The following is a 22,301-nucleotide window of genomic DNA, read 5'->3' on the forward strand; positions in this document are numbered from 1 at the left end:
GTAATAAAACTTCGCTTTTAAATTGTTATTTCATTCGACAAAGCATCATATTTTTCGTTGATTTAATTGATCTCTAAAATAAGCCCATTGAAAATGCGGTCCTGGATCGGTCTTTCGTCCAGGTGCAATATCTGAATGCCCTGCGATATGACTTTTAATTTTAGGATAAGCGTGTTGAAGTGTTGCCACGACCTCAACTAAAGCTTGATATTGTTGTTCCGTAAAATCTTGATCATCACTACCCTCGAGTTCAATGCCAATCGAATAATCATTGCATTCTGGATTTGCCATGTACGTAGAGCGTCCTGCATGCCAAGCACGGTCTTTAAAATTAACAAACTGTAAAATTTCGCCTGACCTTAAAATCAACAAATGTGCTGAGACCTGCATCCCTTCAATGGTTTTAAAATAAGGATGTGCATCCCAATCTAATTTATTTTGGAAAAACTGCTCAATATAGCCTCCTCCAAACTGTGAGGGCGGTAAGCTAATATTGTGGATGACCACCAGTTGAATGTCAGTATCGTCTGGTCTTTGATTAAAATTTGGTGAAGCAATAAATCTTGCACCTTGTAATACACCATCTACCACTTGAAGCTTGGGTACATTCGACATGTGTGATCTCAATCCGTGTTTGCAACTTATGACAATTCATCCACGCTCATCTTTGAAAAGACTTGGACGAAAAAAACAGCACCATTACTTGAGGTGCAATGGTAATATATTGCTCATTTTTCTGGTGCCTACAATAGGGATTTTATGAGCATACCGCAATCTTTGCTTGAACAATCAATTCAAATCAATATCCAACAAGCATTGCAAGAAGATATTGGTGAGCGTGATATCACCGCATTGCTGACACCTGAAGATGAACAAGCAACAGCAACCATTATCAGTCGCGAAACGATGATTCTTGCAGGTCAACCGTGGGTGAATGCTTTAATTAAAGCCTATGATCCAAGCGTTGATGTGATTTGGTTAAAGCAAGATGGCGATCAAGTTCAAGCCAATGAGGCATTTTTAAAACTTGCCGGCTCAGCACGCAGTCTGTTAACCGTTGAACGCCCAGCACTTAATTTTGTACAAACCCTTTCTGCTGTTGCTACAAAAACGGCTGAATATGTGAAACATTTGGAAGGTTTAAATACCAAACTACTGGATACACGTAAAACATTACCAGGCTTACGTATTGCGCAAAAATATGCGGTGGGTGTAGGAGGTGGTCAAAACCATCGCTTAGGTTTATTCGATGCTTTTTTAATTAAAGAAAACCATATTATGGCTGCAGGTGGCATTCAGCAAGCAATCGACAAAGCACATGCCATTGCACCAGGTAAACCTGTGGAAGTCGAAGTTGAAACTTGGGATGAGTTAAACCAAGCTTTAGATGCTGGTGCGGATATCGTTATGTTGGACAATTTCAGCCAACAACAAATGATTGATGCAGTCAAGCATGTGGCTGGTCGTTGTAAATTAGAAGCATCAGGTAATATTACCATCGACAACTTACGTGAAGTTGCTACTTCAGGCGTCGACTTTATTTCAATGGGTGTACTTACTAAAGATGTCAAAGCCATCGATTTATCTATGCGCTTTAACGCTTAATTGATTCAATCCTATCTCTCAATAAAAAAGGGGCTTTGCTCCTTTTTTTATTTGCTTAAAACTGTGATGCTACATTAACTTTATTTCATAAATACAAAAAATTTTGAATTTATATGGTCCTAGTTGATACCTTCCACGCTTTAAAATTATTTTTTAATCAAAATCACACTAAACCTATAGAATGCAAAGTAAATCATTAAATTTCAATTATTTATTTGCCTTAATTTTACAATTATTCAATTTTCTGTCATGGAATGCTGCCTAATTTTCATTCATAGTGAAGCCAATAAATACAATTAAACCCATGAGTTCGCATTGTCTAAATAATAGGAGGGTGTCAACACATAGACCATGCTGAATGTCAGTGAATAAATAAAAAGAAATGCAGTCATCGGATCGATTGCATCCACCATGTTGTACATTAGGGAAATCACATGAAAACGCAAATGATCTATACGCTTTTAAGCGTCGCGATTAGTAGCAGCTTACTCGTCGGTTGTAAAAGCTCCAGCGAATCTGGGGGGAATTCAGGCGGTGGTAATGGATCACAGCCAACTCCGACCAATCCAACTGATCCTGACAATCCAACGAATAAACTTGAAAAAGAATTCGTGACTGTTTTATCAACTCGCCCCGATCTTGTGACAGATAATGATGTATTGATCGAATTAGACCCATCGATTAATTTTAATGACTCAAATATAAGCATTCATTTAAATGGACAGGACATCAAATCTCGCTTTTCTAATGCTCAGAATAGAGTGCTATTAGATGGATTACGGTTAGGGGAAAATCTACTTAAAATTGAAACACCAAATGAAATTCAAAATTTATATTTAAAAAATTTCAGTACCACAGGCCCTCTTTTATCTGGACCTCAAATTAATCCATGGACCTGTACCAACGGCTCGACTGATTTATTTTGTCGTAAACCTGTTCAATATAATTACTACTATCGGAATTTGGTCGGAACTTTACAGACCTACAATCCTGAGAAACCACCTTCGGCGGGTCTAATTTCCAAAATTAAGACCGATACAGGCGTAGAAGTGCCATTTATCATTCGAGAAGAAGTCGGCTATCAAAATCGTGATGAATATCGGTTTGCTGTATTGTATAATCCTAATCAGCCTTGGACTGCGTTGAATCCACAACCCCAATTTAATAATAAGCTGTTAGTAACCCATGGGCAAAGTTGCGGAAATGATTATCAGTCTGCAACCGCGCCTACCGTGGTTGCGACATCAAGTTCTATTTTGCCAGATATTACCATCAAGGCTTTGGGCAAAGGTTATGGCGTCATGTCTACGGCGCTATCCAACAGTGGACATAACTGTAATTTGGCGGTTCAAGCTGAATCAATCATTATGGCCAAAGAACGTTTTATCGAACAATACGGCACTTTAGACTACACGATTGGACAAGGCTGTTCAGGTGGCGCGCTCGCATCTCAATGGGTAGCTAATGCTTATCCAGGTGTATACCAAGGTTTGTTAGTAACGTGCTCCTTCCCTGATGCATGGAGTACAGCGTCTCAGTTTGCTGATTATCATATTATGATCAATTATTTTAAAACAGCAGAAGGCCGCTCTTTCCTCCCTCATCAAATTAACCATATTCAAGGTCATATTTCTGAGATTAATGGTTATGTCAGTGAACTTGCGCAATTCGATGTTGCTCGACCAAATACAATTTGTAGCGGAATATCAGAAACACAACTGTACAATGCCACCTCAAATCCGAATGGGACACGCTGTTCAATTCAAGAGGCTGCTGTAAATTTGTTGGGTCTCAGAAATCCAACTGAAGTTGATCCAAATACACAACAGCTTAGACAAATTTGGAGTGCCGTCGAAAATCAACGCAATATTGGGTTTGCTAACCTACCAATTGATAATGTCGGTGTGCAATACGGGCTTCAAACCTTATTTGATGGTGTGATCAATGCTGAAAAATTTGTTTTATTAAATGAACGCCTCGGTGGAGTTGATATTGATATTAATCCAATTCCCGAACGGTTATATGCCACGGAGCAAGGTTTAAAAAATGCTTATCGAACTGGTTTAATCAATGTTGCCAATAATTTAGATCAAGTGGCGATTATTGATTGTCGTGGTCCAGATCCAGCGATCTTCCATGATGCTTACCGAGCATTCGCGATTAGAGCACGTTTAGACAAAGCACATGGACATCATAACAATCAGCTTCTGTATGGAGGTGATACCATTATGATTGGCGATCTTAAATGTTTAGAAATCAGTTTCGATGATATGAACCAATGGTTAGATCGCGTAAAAAATGATACAAGCAATTTACCTCTGCCACAGAAACTCACTCGCAATAAAGTAAATCTTAACGACTCATGTATCACATTAGGAACGATTCGAAGATCTGGATTCTGCAATAATCTTCGTGTACCCGTCTATAAAACACCGCGAATGGTAGCAGGTGATCAAATTAGTACCTACGCCAATAAATGTAAACTACAACCACTCACACGTCGTCTTTACCCCAATATTAACTTTACAGATGAGCAATGGGCTCGATTACAAAAAGTTTTTCCAGATGGTGTTTGTGATTACACCCAAGATCCTGTTGGGTTTGGTAAAACCTATCCTTGGTTAACCTATCAAAATCAAAATGGACAGATCAATGATGTCATTTATGGTGGTAAGCAACTGGATGAAGATCCAAATCGCCCTGAGGAGCTTATAATGCCTCAACTTCCGAAAGGTTGGATCTCTAATTCATTTCGACTGTCTTAATACCTGAATTTTTCAATTGTGAAAAAAGCCGTGAACATTCACGGCTTTTTTTACTTCGTGTTTAAGATTTAGGTTGCAATAATCCCATCATAGGATCGGTACATGTATGCTGCCCTGTTTCAATACGTCCAGCAAATCGACGTTCATAAGCCTGCTCTCTCTGCTGTTGGGCGATCACAACATTAAAATCATACCATCCCCAAGACTCCGTTAAATCGAGATGAAGTTCAGCCTCATTCGATTGAGTTTTGACAGTCCACATTTTTTGATTGTAGTACGCATTGTCCTTGACCATCATCTCCACGGCTTCAGTACCATCATGCCGTATTTTTAAAATTATTTTAGGTTGACAAGCTTCATAGCAAATTCGAATTTCTGGCAAATGATTTCTTTCAATTTGATGGTGAAGATTTCCTTTAAATGCTCGATGATAACCGTTTGGTCCAAGTACCCAAAGATCATATTGATCATCTACTAGCTCCCAAACATCCTCAAGCTGTTTGCCTGCCTCCACCATAAAACGTCGAGGAATGGCATTTAAATCTAGTTTGTCATAGACATGGAAAACCGCACCTTGTTCTCCACCATTTGCGAAAATCAATTGTATGTTTCGGGTTGCAACCTGTACGCGCGCGCTGGTATGTAATAAATAAGGTAATGCTCGAGAATGACGTATTCCAGATTCTTGCACAGGAAATTGTTGATTTGCTGGGACTGGAACCTTGCTCAGTTGCTCTTGCGAATGACGCGTATTGTCAGCTTCTTGTTTTGTTCTTTGCCCATTGAGTGTTGGCAGAATATTAAAGTTAGGTGTCTTAAAGTCAAACGCCGACGTAAGGTCACCACAGACCGCTCTACGATAAGGGCTAATATTAGGCTCTTGCACGCCAAAACGTTGCTCAAGAAATTGAATAATTGAGGTATGATCAAATACCTGAGAGTTGACCCATCCCCCACGACTCCATGGTGAAATGATATACATAGGAACACGTACTCCTGGACCATACACACCATGCCAGAAGTTTTCATTCTTACCATTTTTAAATTTTAATTCAGGCTGTGCTGTCGAACCTGATACACGTGGGTGATTGAAATATTCATATGATATCTCTTGTTCTGATAACGTGGTTTTACCATGAACTTTAACGATATCACCTGCTTCATTGATTTCTCTTGATGGTGCAGATGGCGATGGTACATGATCAAAGAAACCATCATTTTCATCAAAATTGACCAGTAAAACCGTCTGACTCCATAACTCTGGATCTGCCGTTAAAGTGTTTAACAGTTCTTGAATGTACCACGCGCCTTGAACAGGACTTGATGGTCCCGGATGTTCACTATACGCTGCTGGTGCGACCACCCAGCTCACCTGTGGCAATTTACCCTCTAAGATATCTTGTTTAAATTTTCCTAATAAACCGCCGTCCTTAGGCATCGTATTGGCAATACCCTTATAGAGAGATTGCCGTTGATCAATACGCTCATCATATTCAGGCGACAAAATATTGGCATGGCTAACCGGCTTACCAGATAATTCATTGGCTTTACGATATTGCTTAAATCCAGCCAAAGGATTATCCGTAAAATTATCGGGCATATTTTGATAAACCTTCCAACTAATCCCAGCCTGCTGTAATCGTTCAGGATACGTGGTCCAGTCGTAACCGATCATTGATGAGCCAATACTATCAAACTCATTGACTACACTCGCGACACCTGCAGCAGTTGGCCCATTGGTCCCCGTCCAAATAAATTTACGATTAGGATTAGTTCCCGCGTGCATGGCACAATGATAGGCATCACATAAAGTAAATGCTTCCGCCAGCGCAAACTGGAACTCGAGTTCTTGTTTCTTAAAATAACCCATGGATTGAGGTTGTTTATGTTCCACCCAATTGCCCATACGCCCACAATCCCAAGCGGCTTGACCATCCTTCCATGAATGAGGTGTGCCCGAAACACGTTGAGCATTGCCCAATGAACTGTCTAGGTGATAAGGCAAAATTTTATTTTTGTTGGCATCATACTGTTCCCACACCGCTCTTTTACCACTCAATGGAATGGTGAATCGATCACCAAAACCACGTACTCCTTTGAATGTTCCAAAATAGTTATCAAAAGAACGATTTTCTTGAGTCAAAATCACCACATGTTTCACATCTTGAATAGTGCCAGTTTCCACTTTTGCATCAATTGCTAAAGCTTTTTGAATACTCAGCGGAAAACTCGCTAATGCAGATGCACCCAATAATGTCTTGGTCGAATTTAAAATAAAGTCACGACGGTTCATACAATTATCCTGTTTTTATTCTTGTTATGGTTATGGAGCACAGTGGATTTCACAGCTTGGATCTGAAGGTTGCGGTTTGGATGTTTGGTTATCATCATCTCCCCCACAAGCTGTTAACAAAATACTTGGTGTAAGGATGAGTATAAAAAAATAAGCTCGCATGTAGTTATCCTTCTCGTTTTATGCGAACTCAGTGATACGCTTTTTTCGTGACGCTGCAATGAAGCTTCAATTGCAAATCTATGAAATAAAAAAAGCACCTCTATCAAGGTGCTTTTTTACAATCAACGCATGCAATCAAATGCGAATTACCAGCCTAGTGCTTGTTGTTGCTTTTGAATTAACTCTTGAATGCCTTTCTCAGCCATTTCAAGCATTGCGTTACATTGCGTACGCGTGAACGGTTTATCTTCCGCAGTACCTTGAATTTCAATAAACTCACCCTCCTGAGTCATCACCACATTCAAATCTGTTTGGCAGTTTGAATCTTCTTCATAACATAAGTCGAGTAGTACTTCGTCTTGATAAATACCAACAGAAATTGCAGCCACCAAACCTTTGAGTGGATCTTGTTTGATTTTCTTTTTCTCAAGTAATGAATTCATAGCATCAATCAAGGCTACCGCAGCACCTGTAATAGACGCAGTACGTGTACCACCATCAGCTTGAATAACATCACAGTCGATTGTAATCGTGTTTTCACCCAATTTCTTCAAATCCACCATAGCACGTAAGCTACGACCGATTAAGCGTTGAATTTCTTGAGTACGTCCACTTTGTTTACCACGAGCTGCCTCACGGTCACTGCGTGTATGGGTTGAACGTGGCAACATGCCATATTCAGCAGTCACCCAACCTTGGCCTTTTCCTTTCAAGAAGCGCGGTACTGAATTATCAACACTGGCAGTACAAAGAACTTTGGTATGACCAAATTCAACTAAAACTGAACCTTCTGCATAACGTGTATAGTTTCGAGTAATTTTAACGTCACGTAACTGGTCTAATGCACGCTGGTCAATACGCATAATACGTCCTAATTTTTACTTAAAAAAAGATTGGGCACATTATAGCAGATTGATGGCATCTGACTTTGTTATAAGTCCGTGTTTTAAATCTGACAAACTTAAATTTTGAAAGAATTAAGTCATACCTAAAAGCTCATTGAGAGCAAAAGAAAAAGCGATTTAATCCAACTTCGCATAAGGTGTCTTATTTTAATTTTAGAAAATCTATAAGTCAGTTTCAAATTCCATTCTTCTTGCTGTATTCAATGCAACATCTCTATTCGTTACTTTAGATACGACATATAGAGAAGCATTGATCCCTGATGATATCCCAGCAGAAGTTATTATCTTATTTTCATCTACAAACCTAACATCTTTTATAACTGTAATTTTAGGGTATTCTGCCTCTAGACGTGAAATATCCATCCAATGAGTAGTAGCATTTAGCCCATCTAGTAGCCCTGCCTCCGCTAAGATGAATGCTCCCGTGCAAATAGAGAATGTGATATTTGACGTTTCGTGTTTTAATTTTATCCAATTCAATAGATGAGTATTATATAGCTCGACTGTTTCAGCACCATATCCTCCAGGGATCACGAGAATGTCTATAGATGGACAGTTGTCTAAGAGGTAATCACTTTTTACTGCAAGACCATTTCTTGCTTTAATTTCATGTTTTTGTGCCACAGTAAACACATTAAAAAGCTTTTTATTATGATTATCTGTAGTAATAGCAAAGACTTCATAGGGCCCTGCAAAATCTAAGACCTCAACCTCATCAAATAATAAGATTCCAATATTCATTTTTTCACATCTATACTTTTAATTTTCGAAATAATAGTACTCAGAAATAAGATACTAGATCTCTTTCATAAATCAAAAAAAGATCTATCCCTTGCTGACTATTTGTACCGAATAATTTTAAATATTCATGCATAAATTGCGAATGAAATACATCGACTCAAAGAAGCTTTCTGAAACACAGTTTAAGCGATATACAGGCATCTCATGGTCAACCTTTGATTTAATGACTGAACAGCTAAAAATGCTTGTACCTGCTAAAGGTAGACCATCTAAGTTAAGTGTAGAAGATCAAATCCTTCTGTGCTTAAGTTATTGGCGTGAATATCGAAAATTGTTTCATGTCGCAACGAGTTATGGTGTATCAGAGCCTACTGCTTCAAGAATCGTCCGCCACGTAGAGGATTGCCTGATCAAGTCCAATCTATTTAATTTACCCAATAATTTGCCTGAAGGCGAAGGTATCGACTGGAATGTGGTGATCGTAGATGCCACAGAAATTCCAATACAAAGACCTAAAAAAACAGAAGAAAAGCTATGGTGGTAAGAAGAAGGCACATACTTTTAAAGTACAAGCCATTATCCATTATAGAACACAGCAAGTTCTGAGTTTATGCACGAGTCGTGGTGCAGTACATGATTTCGAGCTCTTCAAACGCAACCTGTATCAGATTCCTAAAGGTGCTTTTATTCTTGCAGATCAATGCTCCATGCCTTTCATGAATTAAACTAAATAGTGGTACTCAAGCAAATATTCCTCTTAATTTTCTTATAGATTGAGAAATTTTAGCTGTCTTATCATTTGGTAAAGAACATTTAGCTAAACGAACCCAAACGCTCCAGAATTGTTTCATAAAGTTAGCTTCATTATAGTGAATGCCATATTCCTCACATAATGCTTTAATTTTTGGCGCAGCTTCTGCATAGCGATTTGCAGGCATATCAGGGAATAAATGATGCTCGATTTGATGACTCAAATTACCACTCAAAATATGCAGCCATGATGTTCCCGTAAAGTTACTTGAACCTCGAATTTGACGTAAATACCATTCTGCTCGCGTTTCATTTTCGGTATTATCCATCTCAAATGTTTCTGCATCTTCAGTAAAATGACCATTAAAAATCACTGCAGATGACCATAAACTTCTAATCACATTTGCAACTGCATTGCCTACGAAGACAGGAAGCGCATTTGGACCAGCGATAAGGGGGAAAAAGACATAATCTTTTACCACCTGACGTCGTACTTTTTTTCTTAATTTTTCAGCATCTTTCCACACTTGTTTCCAAGATTTGGTTTTATAAACAAGCGCGTCTTCCAAGTGTAGGTTTTGAACACCGACATACCATTCAAATAACACCATCAATTGAATCGCTAATGGAATATTCAACAAAAATCTTGGTTCCCACGGTTGAGATGCTGAAACACGAAGTAGACCATAACCTACATCATGATCCATCCCCACAATATTGGTATAGGTGTGATGTACATAGTTATGGGTATATTTCCAGTCATCGCCTGTTGAGATGGTGTCCCAGTCATATGTCGCACCGTTTAAACTAGGATCATTCAACCAGTCAAATTGACCATGCATCACATTATGTCCAAGTTCCATATTTTCAACAATTTTGGACACACCTAGTAATCCTGTACCTACCAACCAAACAGGTGGAATCCAACCACCAAACATCAGCAATGCACGTGAGCCAATCTCGCTATAGCGAACAAAGTTGCGAATCTTATAAATATATTTGGCATCTTGTTCACCCAAATCATTCATAATACTGAGTCGGATCTGCTCAACGCGTTGTCCAAATGCTTCAATTTGCTCAGCGGTCAGATGTTTAGATTTTGATTGCCATATTGTATTAAGTGACATATTCATTATTTTTCTCCAGTCTTATACGATACCGTTAAATTACAAATTAATCACAACAGGGCTTACTGCCTGACTAATACATAATTTAATTTGTCGATTTGGCTCATGTTCAATTTCACCTGTGAGCATATTTTTAGTAGCGCCACTAACTTTGTTACAGACACATGCATTACAAATACCCATTCGGCATCCATGAGCGGGTCTTAATCCAGCCTCTTCAGCACTCACCAATAAACTTTTTTGAGCTTCAAACGATTTCTGACTACGGATAAACGTGACGGATTGTTTTTCAATTTCTTCATCTATACGGATTTGAAAAAACTCTTGTTTGAGCTGATTGCTGATCCCCTCTTCATGACAAATTTGATTTACAGCTTGCATCATCGAAGTTGCACCGCATGCATAAATCTGTGCTTGCCTAAAACTTGGTACTAACTGCTCTAACAACTCCAATGTCAGATTTTGTTTATGTTGGCGTGTATTAAAATAGTGATAATTAAAATGATCATGCTTTGAAGCGAGCTGTTGTAGTTTCACGTGGAACGCGTCATCTCGACAGAAATAAATTAAATCGATAGGCACAGATAACGTGTTTAAAGCCTTCGTAAGCAACGCATAAATCGCGGTAATGCCACTCCCCGACGCCAATAACACAATTGGCTGTTGAGTCGGCTCAAGCGTAAACTCACCTTGCGCTTGAGAAATTTCCACGACAGAACCTATCTCTAATTGACTTAAACAATTCGACACTAATCCTTGAGCTCGGACAGCAATCACCACATTGCCTGTCGCAGAAATTTCCACAATCGAATAACTACGTTGTAGACGCACGCCTGCAACTACGACTGTCACTAAAACACTTTGCCCTGCCTCAATCTGTTGAAAATCGAAATTATGATTTGGACATAAATGAATTTCATAGAAATCGTGACTAAGTGCCTGACGACTCACGAGCGATGCTTTGACTTTTTTCCAAGCCAAAGTGGGATGTATTTTTTCAGCGATAAAATCGACGAAATCTTCTCGAATCCATTCAGGACGATATGACAGATAACTACTCATCTCAAACGTTCCTCTTTTGTATTTCAATTTAATTGAGTGAACAAGTGTTCTAATAGTGAACATGTGTACACTATATTGATTTTGAAATTGAGTCAACACATGTTCACTGACATTCGTCGTTTAATTTTTATATTTTTTTGATAGACTCATCTCGACTTCACTTCTCAGGTTTTAAGATGTCTATACGCGATGAACGTAAACAACAAAGTCGTCAGGCTTTACTGGATGCCGCTTTGCGCTTAAGCACATCTGGCCGTTCATTTAGCAGTATTAGTCTGCGTGAAGTTGCACGTGAGGTTGGTTTGGTCCCAACAGCCTTTTATCGACATTTTCAAGATATGGATGAATTAGGCCAAGAATTAGTGGATCAAGTCGCGTTATATTTGAAAACTGTACTTCATCAGCTCGGTCAAGGTTTAGCCCACCCAGATGCGAAAGCCGAAACCAGCATGGAACTTTTTTTTGAAGCCATCGATTTAAATACCCAACCTTGGATTTTTATGATCGCAGAGCGCTGGGGGGGTTCTGAAGTGGTAAGACGTGCGATTGCTCGTGAAATTGAGTTTCTAAATTCTGATTTGGCCAATGACCTACAAAAATTCGAAATCGTACAAAATTTTCATCAAGCTGATGATCTAAAAATGTTGTCGAATATTTTAATTAATTTATGTTTCACATGGGCAATGTCTTGGATTAGCTTGGGCCGTCAATATTCAGGTATGGAGCTTGAATTACAAAAACTGGTACTCAAAAAACAGTCCATTACCCAAATACGATTAATCTTTAAAGGGATTTTGAATTGGAATACTACTGAGGCATAAAAAAACCCGCTCAATGCGGGTTTTCTATTATTTAGCTTTGCGCTCTTTATCCAATAGATAATCAACCACTTGTAACACACGGCCATTATCACCTTGTACGACATATTTCCCATTTACTACAACAGCTGGCACACCCGTCAATTGATATTGTTGCGCTAATTTATTCGCTTGAGAGACTTTGGCAGTAATTGCGAAAGAATTATATAAACTATTGAATTTCGCTTCTGGGATACCATACTTCGTAAAGAATTGCGCTTGTGATTTTTGGTCAAAAATCTGCTGACCCTTGTCATGGATCGCGTGGAATAAAGGCAAATGTGTACGTTTACGAACACCAAGTGCTTCAGAAACGTAGTAGCCACGTGCATTCTGTTCCCACACTTTGTTCATTGCAGCAGGTGTACGGACAAAATTCACATCTTTTGGAATTTTACGTAACCAAGATTGCATATGAGGTTCTAAAGTAAAGCAATGGCCACAGCCATACCAAAAGAACTCACGTACTTCCAATTTACCAGCGACATCAACCTTTCCTGGGTTTTGCACGACCGTATAATCTTTGCCTTCAACAAAGTTCGCCATTGCACCAGTTGAAAGTGCCATCAGCACCGCAGCGGCAACGCCACTAAAAACAACCTTTTTCATTAAGTTTTTATCCTCTAAATCATTTTGATTAGCATATGGTTTCACTATAAAACAAATATGAGAAAATCGTTTTGATTCTGTGAACTTTTTTACAAGATTTATCGCTTTTTTTGGAATTAGCGATACACTAAGATCTGATATAAATTCTACCCATTAAAACGAACTTTGCTAAGGTGGCTGTAATGACTCAACTGAATGTTGACCCACAAGAAATTGCTAAATTTGAAGCACTTGCTGCGGTATGGTGGGATCAACACTCTGAGTTTCGCCCTCTCCATCAAATCAATCCACTACGATTGAATTGGATTGATGAACATGCAGGTGGTCTTAGTGGCAAAAAAGTCCTAGATGTGGGCTGTGGCGGCGGTATTTTGGCTGAAAGCATGGCACGCCGTGGTGCCGATGTCCTCGGTATCGATATGGGCGCAGCACCATTAAATGTCGCACGTCTGCATGCAGAACAAGAAAACGTAACCAATATCGAATATCGTCAAATTCCAGTTGAGCAATTGGCTGAAGAACAAGCTGGTCAATACGATGTCGTAACTTGTATGGAAATGTTGGAACATGTACCAGATCCAGCGTCAATCATTCAAGCATGCCAAAAACTGGTGAAACCAAACGGTCATGTATTCTTCTCCACAATTAACCGTAATCCAAAATCATATTTATTTGCGATTATCGGTGCAGAGTATGTGTTACGTCTTTTGAAAAAAGGAACTCATGACTATCATAAATTTATTAAACCTTCTGAATTAGCGCATGATATTCGTAACGCAGGTTTAAAACTTAAAGATATGACAGGCTTACATTACAACCCATTAACTAAACATTATTGGTTAGCCCCAAATGTCGATGTGAACTATATGGTTTACACCCATAATGAGGTGAATGAATGAAGGCCGTACTTTTCGACCTAGATGGGACTTTAATTGACACTGCTGCGGATTTTATTCGTATTATTCAAGCAATGTGTCGTGAAGAAGGTCGAGAGATCGTAGATGCAGCCCTGATCCGAACTCAGGTCTCCGAGGGGGCTCGGGCGATGGTGAAATTGGTTTATCCTGAATTACAGGTTGATGATCCTATTTTCCTTGCACATCGTCAGCGCTTTCTAGATATCTATGGTGCTGATATTGCTGTGGATACAGACCTTTTTGCAGGAATGTATCCTTTAATTGAGGACTTGGAACAACGGGATATTCCATGGGGAATTGTGACAAACAAGCCTCGTTGGCTGAGTGAGGCACTACTTCAAGCCTTAAACTTAACTGAACGTTGTGCCGTTCTCGTATGCCCAGAAGATGTTAAGCACACTAAACCTGACCCAGAACCAATGTATCTCGCTGCTCAACAAATTAATGTTCCAGCTGAACAATGCATTTATGTTGGTGATCATCCACGTGATATTGATGCAGGTCGAAGCGCAAATATGTACACGATTTTGGCTGCTTACGGATATTTACCATTAGAACACAAAGATGACTTAGATTCTTGGCAGGCAGATTGTATAGTGAATGATGTACAAGAATTACATCAACACTTAATCGAATTGATCGAATCTCACCAAAAAACAGCTTAATTAGAACAATGAAGGAGGTCGCACATGAAATATTCAGAATATCAACCTCGCCCAGACTTATTGAAAGATAAAGTAATTTTAATTACGGGTGCAGGTGATGGCATTGGACGCGCAGCAGCGTTGAGCTATGCTTTACATGGTGCGACCGTCGTTCTTCATGGTAGAACGCTGAACAAGTTAGAAGTGATCTATGACGAAATTGAAAGTTTAGGTGCTCCTCAACCTGCAATTTTGCCACTGCAACTTTCTACTGCAACAGCATATGATTACGAACGTCTTGTGGAAACGCTTGACCAACAATTTGGTCGTTTAGATGGTATTTTGCACAATGCTGGGATTTTAGGTGAGCGCGTTGAATTGGCCCACTACCCTGCTGAAGTGTGGGATGATGTAATGGCTGTAAATTTAAGAGCACCTTTTGTTCTTACTCAACATTTACTTCCATTATTAGAAAAATCTCAAAATGCCTCTGTTGTTTTTGCAAGCTCAGGTGTCGGTCGTGAAGCACGTGCGAAATGGGGCGCATACTCAGTCTCAAAAATTGCCATTGAAGCGGTCAGTCAAATTTTTGCAAAAGAAAATGTCTATCCAAATATCCGTTATAACTGCATTAATCCTGGTGCAACACGAACAGCTATGCGTGCTAAAGCATATCCTGATGAAGATCCGAAAGTATTGGCAACGCCTGAACAAATCATGCCAGCTTATTTATATTTAATGGGCGAAGACAGTATAGGTATGAATGGTCAGAGTATTGATGCTCAGGATTAGTTTTTTCAAAATTACATGATGAGGATCTTCAGATCCTCTTTTTTTAAATTATAGTTCTAACAAAACCTATTAAAAAATTTACCTTTAGATTTTAAAAGCTTAAACAAATAAGTCTCAACAACTTTTGAATACACCCATAAACTAAGAAATTATCTAATGGTAGTATCACTTACTTTGCTTTAAGCGTCTTAAGTATTTATAACTTAATAAAAACCCGACAATAATGTCGGGCTTTTATTTCATTCTTATCAGTCAAATAAACGATCGAAGAATGATTTCTTTTTAGGTGAAGATTTACTGTCCGCACCATCTAAAGATTCTTGTAACTCTTTTAAAAGTTCACGTTGACGTGCAGTTAAGTTGACTGGTGTTTCAATCACGATACGGCAAAGTAAATCACCTTGCATACTTGTGCGTACTGGTTTTACACCCTTGCCACGTAAACGGAACATTTTACCTGTTTGTGTTCCCTCAGGTACTTTCAAGTTCACACGACCATCAAGGGTTGGAATCTCAATTTCTTTACCCAATGCAGCATCAGCGATACTAATCGGCACATCCATATACAAGTCCGCGCCATCACGTTGGAAGATTTCATGTTCACGAACATTAACTTCTACGTATAGATCACCTGATTGACCATCACGAATCGCTTCACCTTTTCCAGTTAAACGAACGCGATCGCCATTATCCACGCCTGCAGGGATGGTAACTTCAAGTGTCTGTTGACGATCTTTAACACCTGAACCATGACAAGTGCCACAAGGATTTTTAATAATCTTACCTTGTCCGCGACAAGTGCTACACGTTTGCTGAACTGAGAAGAAACCTTGTTGCATACGGACCTGGCCAGCCCCGTGACAAGTTTTACAGGTTTCAACATCATTCGGGTTTTTAGAACCTTTACCATCACACACTTCACATGGTGCTGGCGCAGTAAAAGTGATTGTTTTTTTTACGCCACGTACAGCTTCTTCTAAGCTGAGCTCAAGCACATAACGTAAGTCTGAACCACGTCTTTGACGCTGTTGGCGACCGCCGCCACCAAACGCGCCACCGAAAATGTCACCAAACTGACTAAAAATGTCTTCAGCGCTAAAACCGCCACCGAAACCACCGCCGCCGCCACCGAAGCCGCCTTCAAATGCATTATGTCCCATGCGGTCATACATGCTGCGTTTTTCACTATCAGATAAAACTTCATACGCTTCAGCAGCTTCTTTGAATTTTTCTTCTGCTTCAGCATTATCAGGGTTACGGTCTGGATGATATTTCATCGCCAACTTACGGTAGGCTTTTTTAATTTCATCATCACTAGCTGTTTTAGAAACCCCTAAAACCTCATAATAATCACGTTTAGCCATGTCTGGCGATGCTCCACAAAAAAATTTGATATGACTTCTCTGCGGAATATGTTGGGGTCATATTCCGAGATTACAAGTAAATTAAATCATTATTTTAAAAAGCGGCTTTTTTCTGGAGATATTTCACTAAGCCTTTTAGCCATGCATTTAGGAGAAATAGCCATGCAATTGTGGTAAAAATGACACCAATCACCGTACACCCTTTCACCCATAACACACTATCCCAATAGATAAAGCAGGCAGGAATAAACCAAAGAGCAGCAAATGCGGCCATCATCATGAATAGCACAACATTTCGTGCAATCCATAATGCTTGAGCATGGATCCAGACTTCAGCGTCTTGCGCTTGAGCCACTTTTTGCGCTAAAAAATAGGCGATTGCAGCACTGATACCAGTGAACAATGCAAGAAACATGAATACATAAGACATCGTAATTAATCGACGATGTCTTGTTAAATTGTCTCGCCCCATGGATGCTTTTTTATACCTCAACCGAGTGCACATTCAGTTTTTTTATGTACTCAGCCCACTGTGTTATTTTGTGTTAAAAACTAGGGACTACTATATTGAATTTTTCAATGCTTCGCACCTAGTATTCACATAAAACTACGCGGTTTTTGACTCTTTTTTTACTTTAAACCATGCCGCATAGAGTGCTGGCAAGAAGAACAGCGTTAATAATGTTGCGATAATGAGTCCACCCATAATTGCTACCGCCATTGGACCAAAGAAGATACTGCGTGAAAGCGGAATCATCGCCAACACAGCAGCCAATGCAGTCAAAATAATTGGACGGGCACGGCGTACTGTCGCTTCTAAAATCGCTTCCCATTGAGAATGACCCGCTTTGATATCTTGCTCGATCTGATCAATCAAGATAAGCGAATTACGCATAATCATTCCAGATAAAGCAATGGTACCTAGCATCGCCACAAACCCGAAAGGCTTATTGAATATTAACAGGAACAATACCACGCCAATTAAACCCAAAGGCGCGGTCAAGAAAACAATAAACGAACGTGAAATACTCTTGAGCTGAATCATGAGCAAGGTAAAGACCACAGCCAAAAATAACGGCATGCCAGCATTTACTGAAGTTTGCCCACGTGCAGATTCCTCCACAGTGCCTCCCACTTCTACCAGATAACCACTTGGAAGTTCGGCACGAATTTTCTCAATAGATTCAGTTAATTCACCAACCACAGTAGCTGGTTGGAGTTTAGTCCGAATATCTGCGCGCACAGTAATGGTCGGCAAACGGTTACGATGCCAAATCAGACCATCTTCAAACTTATATTGGATATTTGCAATCTGTGCCAATGGAACTGTTGTCCCCTGACTCGTCGGTACAGCGAGACTTTGTAACGATGCCACATCAACACGTTCCGCTTGATCGCCACGTAAACGAATATCAATCAACTCCCGTTTCTCACGATACTGATTAATCGCAGCCCCTGTTATTGAGCTATTTAAGAAATTCGCCAAATCTAAGCTAGATACGCCTAACTGACGCGCACGATCTTGATCAATTTCAAGTGAAATAATTTTACTCGGCTCACCCCAATCTAAGTGAACATTGGCGGTATTTGGATTTTCACTGATTGCTTGTGACACTAATTGTGCTCGTTGGCGAACAGTATTTAAATCTTCACCAGAAACACGGTATTGAATTGGATAACCGACTGGTGGTCCATTTTCCAATAGCGATACACGCGTCCGTACCTCAGGCAATAACTTGCTAATTTCTTCACTCAGATTCTTGCGAATCTCATCTCGCTCATCTAATGAGGAAGCCAAAACCACAAATTGTGCAAAACTCGCCTGAGGTAATTGTTGATCAAGAGGCAAATAGAAACGTGGAGAACCTGTACCAACATAAGCGACGTAATTATCGATCCCTTTTTGAGTCGACAAGAATTTTTCTACTTTTTTAACCGCATTTTCTGTCGCTGTTAGAGAAGCGCCTTCCTCTAGTTTTAGATCCACTAAAATTTCGGCACGGTTTGATGGTGGGAAAAATTGTTGTGGAACAAGTTTGAACATCAAAATTGACAAGACAAATATTGCAACCGTAGCAGCAATAACGGTTTTACGATAAGTAATACATAACTCAACCCAAGATCTAAATTTTTGATACGTCTTGGTTTGATATGGATCATGATGCTCACCATGGTGTTGAACGACGGGTTGTGGCTCTGGTTGTTGACGTAATCTTGCCCATAAGCGTTGATACCACGGGGCTTTCTGATTCATTTGATTAAAATCAGGCAGTAATTTGTCACCTAAATAAGGAACAAACAGTACCGCTGCAAACCATGACACCACTAAAGCAATGGTTACAACTTGGAAGATTGAGCGAGTGTATTCACCTGTACTCGACGCAGCAGTGGCAATCGGCAAGAATCCAGCTGCAGTGATCAGCGTCCCCGTTAACATTGGAAATGCAGTCGACTTCCAAGCAAAACCTGCGGCTTTTAATCTGCTATATCCTTGTTCCATTTTAATGGCCATCATTTCAACTGCAATGATGGCGTCATCAACCAAAAGTCCAAGTGCTAAAATTAACGCGCCTAAAGAAATCTTGTGCAGTCCAACATCAAAGAAATTCATGCCTGCGAACGTCATTGCCAAGACCAAGGGAATAGAGAAAGCGACCACTAATCCTGTACGGAAACCTAAAGAGAAGAAGCTGACCAATAAGACAATAATCACGGCCTCTGCGAGCACTTTGATAAATTCGTGAATACTGCGTTGCACCGCTACAGGCTGATCTGAAACTTTTTTAAGTTCCATCCCTAAAGGTAAAGTTTGTTGTAGATCATTGAAGGTCTTTTCTAGATTTTTCCCTAGCGCAATGATGTCACCACCCTTACGCATAGACACCGCAATACCAATACCATTTTTACCCATAAAGCGCATACGTGGTTGAGCTGGCTCACTAAAGCCACGGTAAACTTCAGCCACATCGCCCAATTGAATGGTCTTATCACCAACCAGTAATGGCATGTTCTTGAGATCTTCGACTGATTTCAATTGTCCGCTGACACGCACTTGAATACGATCTGAGCTTGTTTCAAAGAAACCTGCGCTCGCCATGGTATTTTGTTTTTGTAGTGCTTCTTGAATTGCAGAAACTGGAATACCCAATTGAGCGGTTTTCGTATTTGAAATTTCTATCCAAATTTTTTGATCTTGCAAGCCGACTAAATCAACTTTCCCGACATCTTGCACACGTTGTAGTTGCAGCTGTAAGCGATCGGCATATTCCTTCATCACGGCATAATCAAAATCATCACCCGTTAAGACATAAATATTCCCAAAGGTGTCACCAAATTCATCGTTAAAGAATGGACCTTGAACACCGCTAGGAAGTTGGTGTTTGATATCTCCAATTTTTTTTCTAACCTGATACCAAACATTCGGTAATTCATGGGAACGCAGCGAGTCTTTGGCAACAAAGGTCACCATTGATTCACCAGGACGAGAATAGGCTGCAATACGATCATAGAGCCCCGTACTCATTAATTCTTTTTCAATGCGATCAGTTACTTGTAATGAAACTTCTTCCGCTGTCGCACCTGGCCAATAGGTTTGAACCACCATTACTTTGAAACTAAATGGAGGGTCTTCACTTTGTGATAGTTTTGAGTAGGAATAAACACCCAATATTCCCATCAAAATCATGAAATAAAGGATCAGTCCCTTATTTTTTAACGCCCATTCTGACAAGTTAAAGTTCATATTTTCGCTCCAACTTGTCCTGCTTTCACATTTACTGCACGGTTTTGACGGTCAATCGGATTAATTTTTTGTTTATCTCGCAGTAAGTGTACACCGCCAACCACGATCCAATCAGAAGCTTTTAAACCTTGGGTCACAGGTACCGTATCACGACCATAAGCACCTATTTGAACATTCACCTTACGGATACTGTGATCTGTATTCACAACCCAAACATAAGGCTGATCTTCTGTTGCAGATACACTGGTCAAAGGAACATTAATCACATTTGAACTGGTATTTGAAAAAAATACTCGCGCACTTTGTCCAAGTTGAATTGCTGAACGCCCTTCAGTCAAAGCAACTTTGACACTAAATGTTCTAGATTGGTCGGCAGCAGGTGAAATTTCACGCACATATGCGGCGAAACGCTCCTCTGGTTTTGACCACAGCGTAACCCAAGCTTTTTGACCTGTTTTAATTTCTGATACTGCTTGTTCTGGCACACCAATCACCACTTCACGATCACCATCTATCGCCAGTTGATATGCTGCCTGCCCTGCTGCGATCACTTGACCAACTTCAATACTACGCTCAGTGATGACGCCATTTTTATTGGCAATGAGTTGGTTATATCCCGTCTGATTACTACTCACTGCATAATTTGATTGTGCTTGTTTTAAATTGGACATGGCCGATTTATATTGATTTTCTACGGCATCATATTGCGAACGACTCACCGCATTAATAGGTAATAACTGCTTAAAGCGTTTGTATTCTTCTTCGGCAATTTTGGCTGCAGATTGCGCGCTTTCTAACTGAGCTTTTGAAGCATTTAACTGCAGTTGAGCATCTTTCACATCTAATTTTGCTAAGACTTGCCCGACTTTGACTCGATCCCCAACATCAACATAGCGTTCAGTAATTTGTCCTCCAACACGGAAAGCCAATGCCGTTTGCTGTCTCGCCTGAACTTCTCCTGCATAACTTTTCAGTTCATCTTGGGAAGTATTCGGCTGGGCAACCATCACAAATGGAATTTGTTCCTCTGTGGGTTTATCCTTACTACACGCGGTAAGTATCACGCTACAAATGAGCATTAAACTGTATGTGGCAAATTTTTGAGGACTCATGTGCACTGCTCTTATGTCAATTTTTAGGCAAATCAAATTAGGGATATTAATTTGATTATTTTTTAATTAATATACCGCATGGTACAGTAATTAAAAATCATTTTTCAAGGTATGACCTAAACTGTTTTTTTTGGATTTTTTTGTGCAAATGAATATTGGACGTCCTAAGGATTTAGTTAAAAAGAAACAAATATTAGAGGCAGCTAAACGTTTGTTTCTAAAACAGGGCTTTCATGGTTCAAGCATGAATCAAATTGCCAAAGAAGCTGGCGTGACTAAACTGACGGTGTATAACCATTTTCAAGATAAAGAATCGTTATTTACCTATGCAATTGCAGAAACGTGCGAAGAATCAATCAATGCTCGGCGAATCCAATTACACCCTGAATCCAATTTTTTAGAAGACTTCTATCAGGTATGTAGTTTAGCGCTGCAAATTGTCAATCTTCCTGAAGCCATTAAGCTTGAGCATTTATTATTAGAATTGGCAGCAGAGCAAAATCCTTTGGCTGAACCTTTTTATAATGCATCTCATAAGCGGTTATTTGTGGTTTGGACTGATTTTTTTGCTCAAGCGATTGAGTACGGATTTATCCAGAAAGATGATGCTGAAAAGCAAACACATTTGCTCCTTTCTTTACTCTTAGGGCATCGACATCATGAAGTATTGTTAGGTGTTCGTCAGGTTCCCAGTGAAGCAGAATGTGATGAAATTATTCATCAAGCCATCGAATTATTTATGCTGAAATACAAAAAATAGCTCTCTCCATTCTTAAATGGCGTATTTTTCACCTAATTTTCTTTAAATTATTTTGCAATCGCTTGGCATGTCATGAATAAGCGGTATAGTCAAA

21 protein-coding genes are annotated in these 22,301 nt (G+C 39.7%); 9 read left to right on the forward strand and 12 right to left on the reverse strand.

Translation table 11 applies throughout. The annotated features are described in order from the left end of the window. Positions 1–45: 45 nt before the first annotated feature. On the reverse strand, positions 46–615 hold the full coding sequence (ampD, locus tag AC1M9C_RS11640; RefSeq protein ID WP_481953750.1) for a 1,6-anhydro-N-acetylmuramyl-L-alanine amidase AmpD: 570 nt from the start codon (positions 613–615) through the stop codon (positions 46–48). A 144-nt stretch (positions 616–759) separates the two neighbouring features. On the opposite strand from ampD, the gene nadC reads away from it, so the two are divergent. Both nadC and AC1M9C_RS11650 read left to right on the forward strand, forming a co-directional pair. Beyond that, a complete protein-coding gene (nadC, locus tag AC1M9C_RS11645; RefSeq protein WP_092767971.1) occupies positions 760–1,605 on the forward strand; it encodes a carboxylating nicotinate-nucleotide diphosphorylase in 846 nt (281 codons plus the stop codon). Positions 1,606–2,039: 434 nt separating this feature from the next. Then, on the forward strand, positions 2,040–4,370 hold the full coding sequence (locus tag AC1M9C_RS11650) for a DUF6351 family protein (RefSeq protein ID WP_481953751.1): 2,331 nt from the start codon (positions 2,040–2,042) through the stop codon (positions 4,368–4,370). A 61-nt stretch (positions 4,371–4,431) separates the two neighbouring features. On the opposite strand, the gene AC1M9C_RS11655 is transcribed toward AC1M9C_RS11650, so the two are convergent. The 4 genes from AC1M9C_RS11655 to AC1M9C_RS11670 all read right to left on the reverse strand — a co-directional run bounded on the left by AC1M9C_RS11655 (position 4,432) and on the right by AC1M9C_RS11670 (position 8,471). Further along, complete coding sequence (locus AC1M9C_RS11655; RefSeq protein WP_481953752.1) at positions 4,432–6,663, reverse strand: phosphocholine-specific phospholipase C; 2,232 nt, start codon at positions 6,661–6,663, stop codon at positions 4,432–4,434. Positions 6,664–6,693: 30 nt separating this feature from the next. Next, positions 6,694–6,825, reverse strand: a complete 132-nt coding sequence (locus tag AC1M9C_RS11660; protein WP_481953753.1) for a hypothetical protein — start codon at positions 6,823–6,825, stop codon at positions 6,694–6,696. A 146-nt stretch (positions 6,826–6,971) separates the two neighbouring features. Continuing rightward, positions 6,972–7,688, reverse strand: coding sequence for a ribonuclease PH (gene rph / locus AC1M9C_RS11665; protein WP_481953754.1), 717 nt, complete (start codon positions 7,686–7,688; stop codon positions 6,972–6,974). Positions 7,689–7,892: 204 nt separating this feature from the next. Beyond that, complete coding sequence (locus tag AC1M9C_RS11670) at positions 7,893–8,471, reverse strand: DJ-1/PfpI family protein (RefSeq protein ID WP_481953755.1); 579 nt, start codon at positions 8,469–8,471, stop codon at positions 7,893–7,895. Between the two features lie 142 nt (positions 8,472–8,613). On the opposite strand from AC1M9C_RS11670, the gene AC1M9C_RS11675 reads away from it, so the two are divergent. Beyond that, complete coding sequence (locus AC1M9C_RS11675; RefSeq protein ID WP_481953756.1) at positions 8,614–9,015, forward strand: transposase family protein; 402 nt, start codon at positions 8,614–8,616, stop codon at positions 9,013–9,015. Further along, positions 8,957–9,196: a transposase gene (locus AC1M9C_RS11680; protein ID WP_481953757.1), complete on the forward strand. Its 240-nt coding sequence runs from the start codon at positions 8,957–8,959 to the stop codon at positions 9,194–9,196. Before AC1M9C_RS11675 ends, AC1M9C_RS11680 begins: the two co-directional genes overlap by 59 nt. A gap of 15 nt (positions 9,197–9,211) precedes the next feature. On the opposite strand, the gene AC1M9C_RS11685 is transcribed toward AC1M9C_RS11680, so the two are convergent. Continuing rightward, complete coding sequence (locus tag AC1M9C_RS11685; protein WP_481953758.1) at positions 9,212–10,354, reverse strand: fatty acid desaturase family protein; 1,143 nt, start codon at positions 10,352–10,354, stop codon at positions 9,212–9,214. A gap of 33 nt (positions 10,355–10,387) precedes the next feature. After that, complete coding sequence (locus AC1M9C_RS11690; RefSeq protein WP_481953759.1) at positions 10,388–11,410, reverse strand: flavin reductase family protein; 1,023 nt, start codon at positions 11,408–11,410, stop codon at positions 10,388–10,390. 176 nt (positions 11,411–11,586) lie between these two features. Here AC1M9C_RS11690 and AC1M9C_RS11695 point away from each other — a divergent pair, with 176 nt between their 5' ends. Next, positions 11,587–12,231, forward strand: coding sequence for a TetR family transcriptional regulator (locus AC1M9C_RS11695; protein WP_180000353.1), 645 nt, complete (start codon positions 11,587–11,589; stop codon positions 12,229–12,231). A 27-nt stretch (positions 12,232–12,258) separates the two neighbouring features. On the opposite strand, the gene AC1M9C_RS11700 is transcribed toward AC1M9C_RS11695, so the two are convergent. Further along, positions 12,259–12,876 (reverse strand): thiol:disulfide interchange protein DsbA/DsbL, encoded by a 618-nt coding sequence (locus AC1M9C_RS11700; protein WP_180000355.1) that lies wholly within the window; start codon positions 12,874–12,876, stop codon positions 12,259–12,261. A gap of 182 nt (positions 12,877–13,058) precedes the next feature. Between AC1M9C_RS11700 and ubiG the strand changes: the two genes are divergently transcribed. From ubiG to AC1M9C_RS11715, 3 genes are read left to right on the forward strand one after another with little or no spacing between them, the layout of a single operon-like run. Beyond that, positions 13,059–13,775 (forward strand): bifunctional 2-polyprenyl-6-hydroxyphenol methylase/3-demethylubiquinol 3-O-methyltransferase UbiG, encoded by a 717-nt coding sequence (gene ubiG, locus AC1M9C_RS11705; RefSeq protein ID WP_035268814.1) that lies wholly within the window; start codon positions 13,059–13,061, stop codon positions 13,773–13,775. Further along, a complete protein-coding gene (locus AC1M9C_RS11710; protein WP_035268813.1) occupies positions 13,772–14,458 on the forward strand; it encodes an HAD family hydrolase in 687 nt (228 codons plus the stop codon). Before ubiG ends, AC1M9C_RS11710 begins: the two co-directional genes overlap by 4 nt. Positions 14,459–14,482: 24 nt before the next feature. Continuing rightward, positions 14,483–15,229, forward strand: coding sequence for a YciK family oxidoreductase (locus AC1M9C_RS11715; RefSeq protein WP_035268812.1), 747 nt, complete (start codon positions 14,483–14,485; stop codon positions 15,227–15,229). Positions 15,230–15,477: 248 nt separating this feature from the next. Here AC1M9C_RS11715 and dnaJ read toward each other — a convergent pair whose 3' ends face one another. From dnaJ to AC1M9C_RS11735, 4 genes are all read right to left on the reverse strand, one after another. Further along, a complete protein-coding gene (dnaJ, locus tag AC1M9C_RS11720) occupies positions 15,478–16,593 on the reverse strand; it encodes a molecular chaperone DnaJ (RefSeq protein WP_035268804.1) in 1,116 nt (371 codons plus the stop codon). Positions 16,594–16,687: 94 nt separating this feature from the next. Continuing rightward, positions 16,688–17,065 (reverse strand): hypothetical protein, encoded by a 378-nt coding sequence (locus AC1M9C_RS11725; protein WP_035268802.1) that lies wholly within the window; start codon positions 17,063–17,065, stop codon positions 16,688–16,690. A 135-nt stretch (positions 17,066–17,200) separates the two neighbouring features. After that, on the reverse strand, positions 17,201–20,335 hold the full coding sequence (locus AC1M9C_RS11730; RefSeq protein ID WP_481953760.1) for an efflux RND transporter permease subunit: 3,135 nt from the start codon (positions 20,333–20,335) through the stop codon (positions 17,201–17,203). Beyond that, on the reverse strand, positions 20,332–21,447 hold the full coding sequence (locus AC1M9C_RS11735; RefSeq protein ID WP_481953761.1) for an efflux RND transporter periplasmic adaptor subunit: 1,116 nt from the start codon (positions 21,445–21,447) through the stop codon (positions 20,332–20,334). Before AC1M9C_RS11735 ends, AC1M9C_RS11730 begins: the two co-directional genes overlap by 4 nt. A gap of 142 nt (positions 21,448–21,589) precedes the next feature. Between AC1M9C_RS11735 and AC1M9C_RS11740 the strand changes: the two genes are divergently transcribed. Beyond that, entirely contained in the window at positions 21,590–22,207 is a 618-nt protein-coding gene (locus AC1M9C_RS11740; RefSeq protein WP_481608138.1) for a TetR/AcrR family transcriptional regulator, read from the forward strand. Positions 22,208–22,301 lie beyond the last annotated feature (94 nt).

Source organism: Acinetobacter sp. 24-47-39, assembly GCF_056783825.1.

Excerpts from the sequence above, each read along its gene's own strand:
- ampD (WP_481953750.1), bottom strand. The coding sequence starts at position 615 with ATGTCGAATGTACCCAAGCTTCAAGTGGTAGATGGTGTATTACAAGGT.
- nadC (WP_092767971.1), top strand. The coding sequence starts at position 760 with ATGAGCATACCGCAATCTTTGCTTGAACAATCAATTCAAATCAATATC.
- AC1M9C_RS11650 (WP_481953751.1), top strand. The coding sequence starts at position 2,040 with ATGAAAACGCAAATGATCTATACGCTTTTAAGCGTCGCGATTAGTAGC.
- AC1M9C_RS11655 (WP_481953752.1), bottom strand. The coding sequence starts at position 6,663 with ATGAACCGTCGTGACTTTATTTTAAATTCGACCAAGACATTATTGGGT.
- AC1M9C_RS11660 (WP_481953753.1), bottom strand. The coding sequence starts at position 6,825 with ATGCGAGCTTATTTTTTTATACTCATCCTTACACCAAGTATTTTGTTA.
- rph (WP_481953754.1), bottom strand. The coding sequence starts at position 7,688 with ATGCGTATTGACCAGCGTGCATTAGACCAGTTACGTGACGTTAAAATT.
- AC1M9C_RS11670 (WP_481953755.1), bottom strand. The coding sequence starts at position 8,471 with ATGAATATTGGAATCTTATTATTTGATGAGGTTGAGGTCTTAGATTTT.
- AC1M9C_RS11675 (WP_481953756.1), top strand. The coding sequence starts at position 8,614 with ATGAAATACATCGACTCAAAGAAGCTTTCTGAAACACAGTTTAAGCGA.
- AC1M9C_RS11680 (WP_481953757.1), top strand. The coding sequence starts at position 8,957 with ATGCCACAGAAATTCCAATACAAAGACCTAAAAAAACAGAAGAAAAGC.
- AC1M9C_RS11685 (WP_481953758.1), bottom strand. The coding sequence starts at position 10,354 with ATGAATATGTCACTTAATACAATATGGCAATCAAAATCTAAACATCTG.
- AC1M9C_RS11690 (WP_481953759.1), bottom strand. The coding sequence starts at position 11,410 with ATGAGTAGTTATCTGTCATATCGTCCTGAATGGATTCGAGAAGATTTC.
- AC1M9C_RS11695 (WP_180000353.1), top strand. The coding sequence starts at position 11,587 with ATGTCTATACGCGATGAACGTAAACAACAAAGTCGTCAGGCTTTACTG.
- AC1M9C_RS11700 (WP_180000355.1), bottom strand. The coding sequence starts at position 12,876 with ATGAAAAAGGTTGTTTTTAGTGGCGTTGCCGCTGCGGTGCTGATGGCA.
- ubiG (WP_035268814.1), top strand. The coding sequence starts at position 13,059 with ATGACTCAACTGAATGTTGACCCACAAGAAATTGCTAAATTTGAAGCA.
- AC1M9C_RS11710 (WP_035268813.1), top strand. The coding sequence starts at position 13,772 with ATGAAGGCCGTACTTTTCGACCTAGATGGGACTTTAATTGACACTGCT.
- AC1M9C_RS11715 (WP_035268812.1), top strand. The coding sequence starts at position 14,483 with ATGAAATATTCAGAATATCAACCTCGCCCAGACTTATTGAAAGATAAA.
- dnaJ (WP_035268804.1), bottom strand. The coding sequence starts at position 16,593 with ATGGCTAAACGTGATTATTATGAGGTTTTAGGGGTTTCTAAAACAGCT.
- AC1M9C_RS11725 (WP_035268802.1), bottom strand. The coding sequence starts at position 17,065 with ATGGGGCGAGACAATTTAACAAGACATCGTCGATTAATTACGATGTCT.
- AC1M9C_RS11730 (WP_481953760.1), bottom strand. The coding sequence starts at position 20,335 with ATGAACTTTAACTTGTCAGAATGGGCGTTAAAAAATAAGGGACTGATC.
- AC1M9C_RS11735 (WP_481953761.1), bottom strand. The coding sequence starts at position 21,447 with ATGAGTCCTCAAAAATTTGCCACATACAGTTTAATGCTCATTTGTAGC.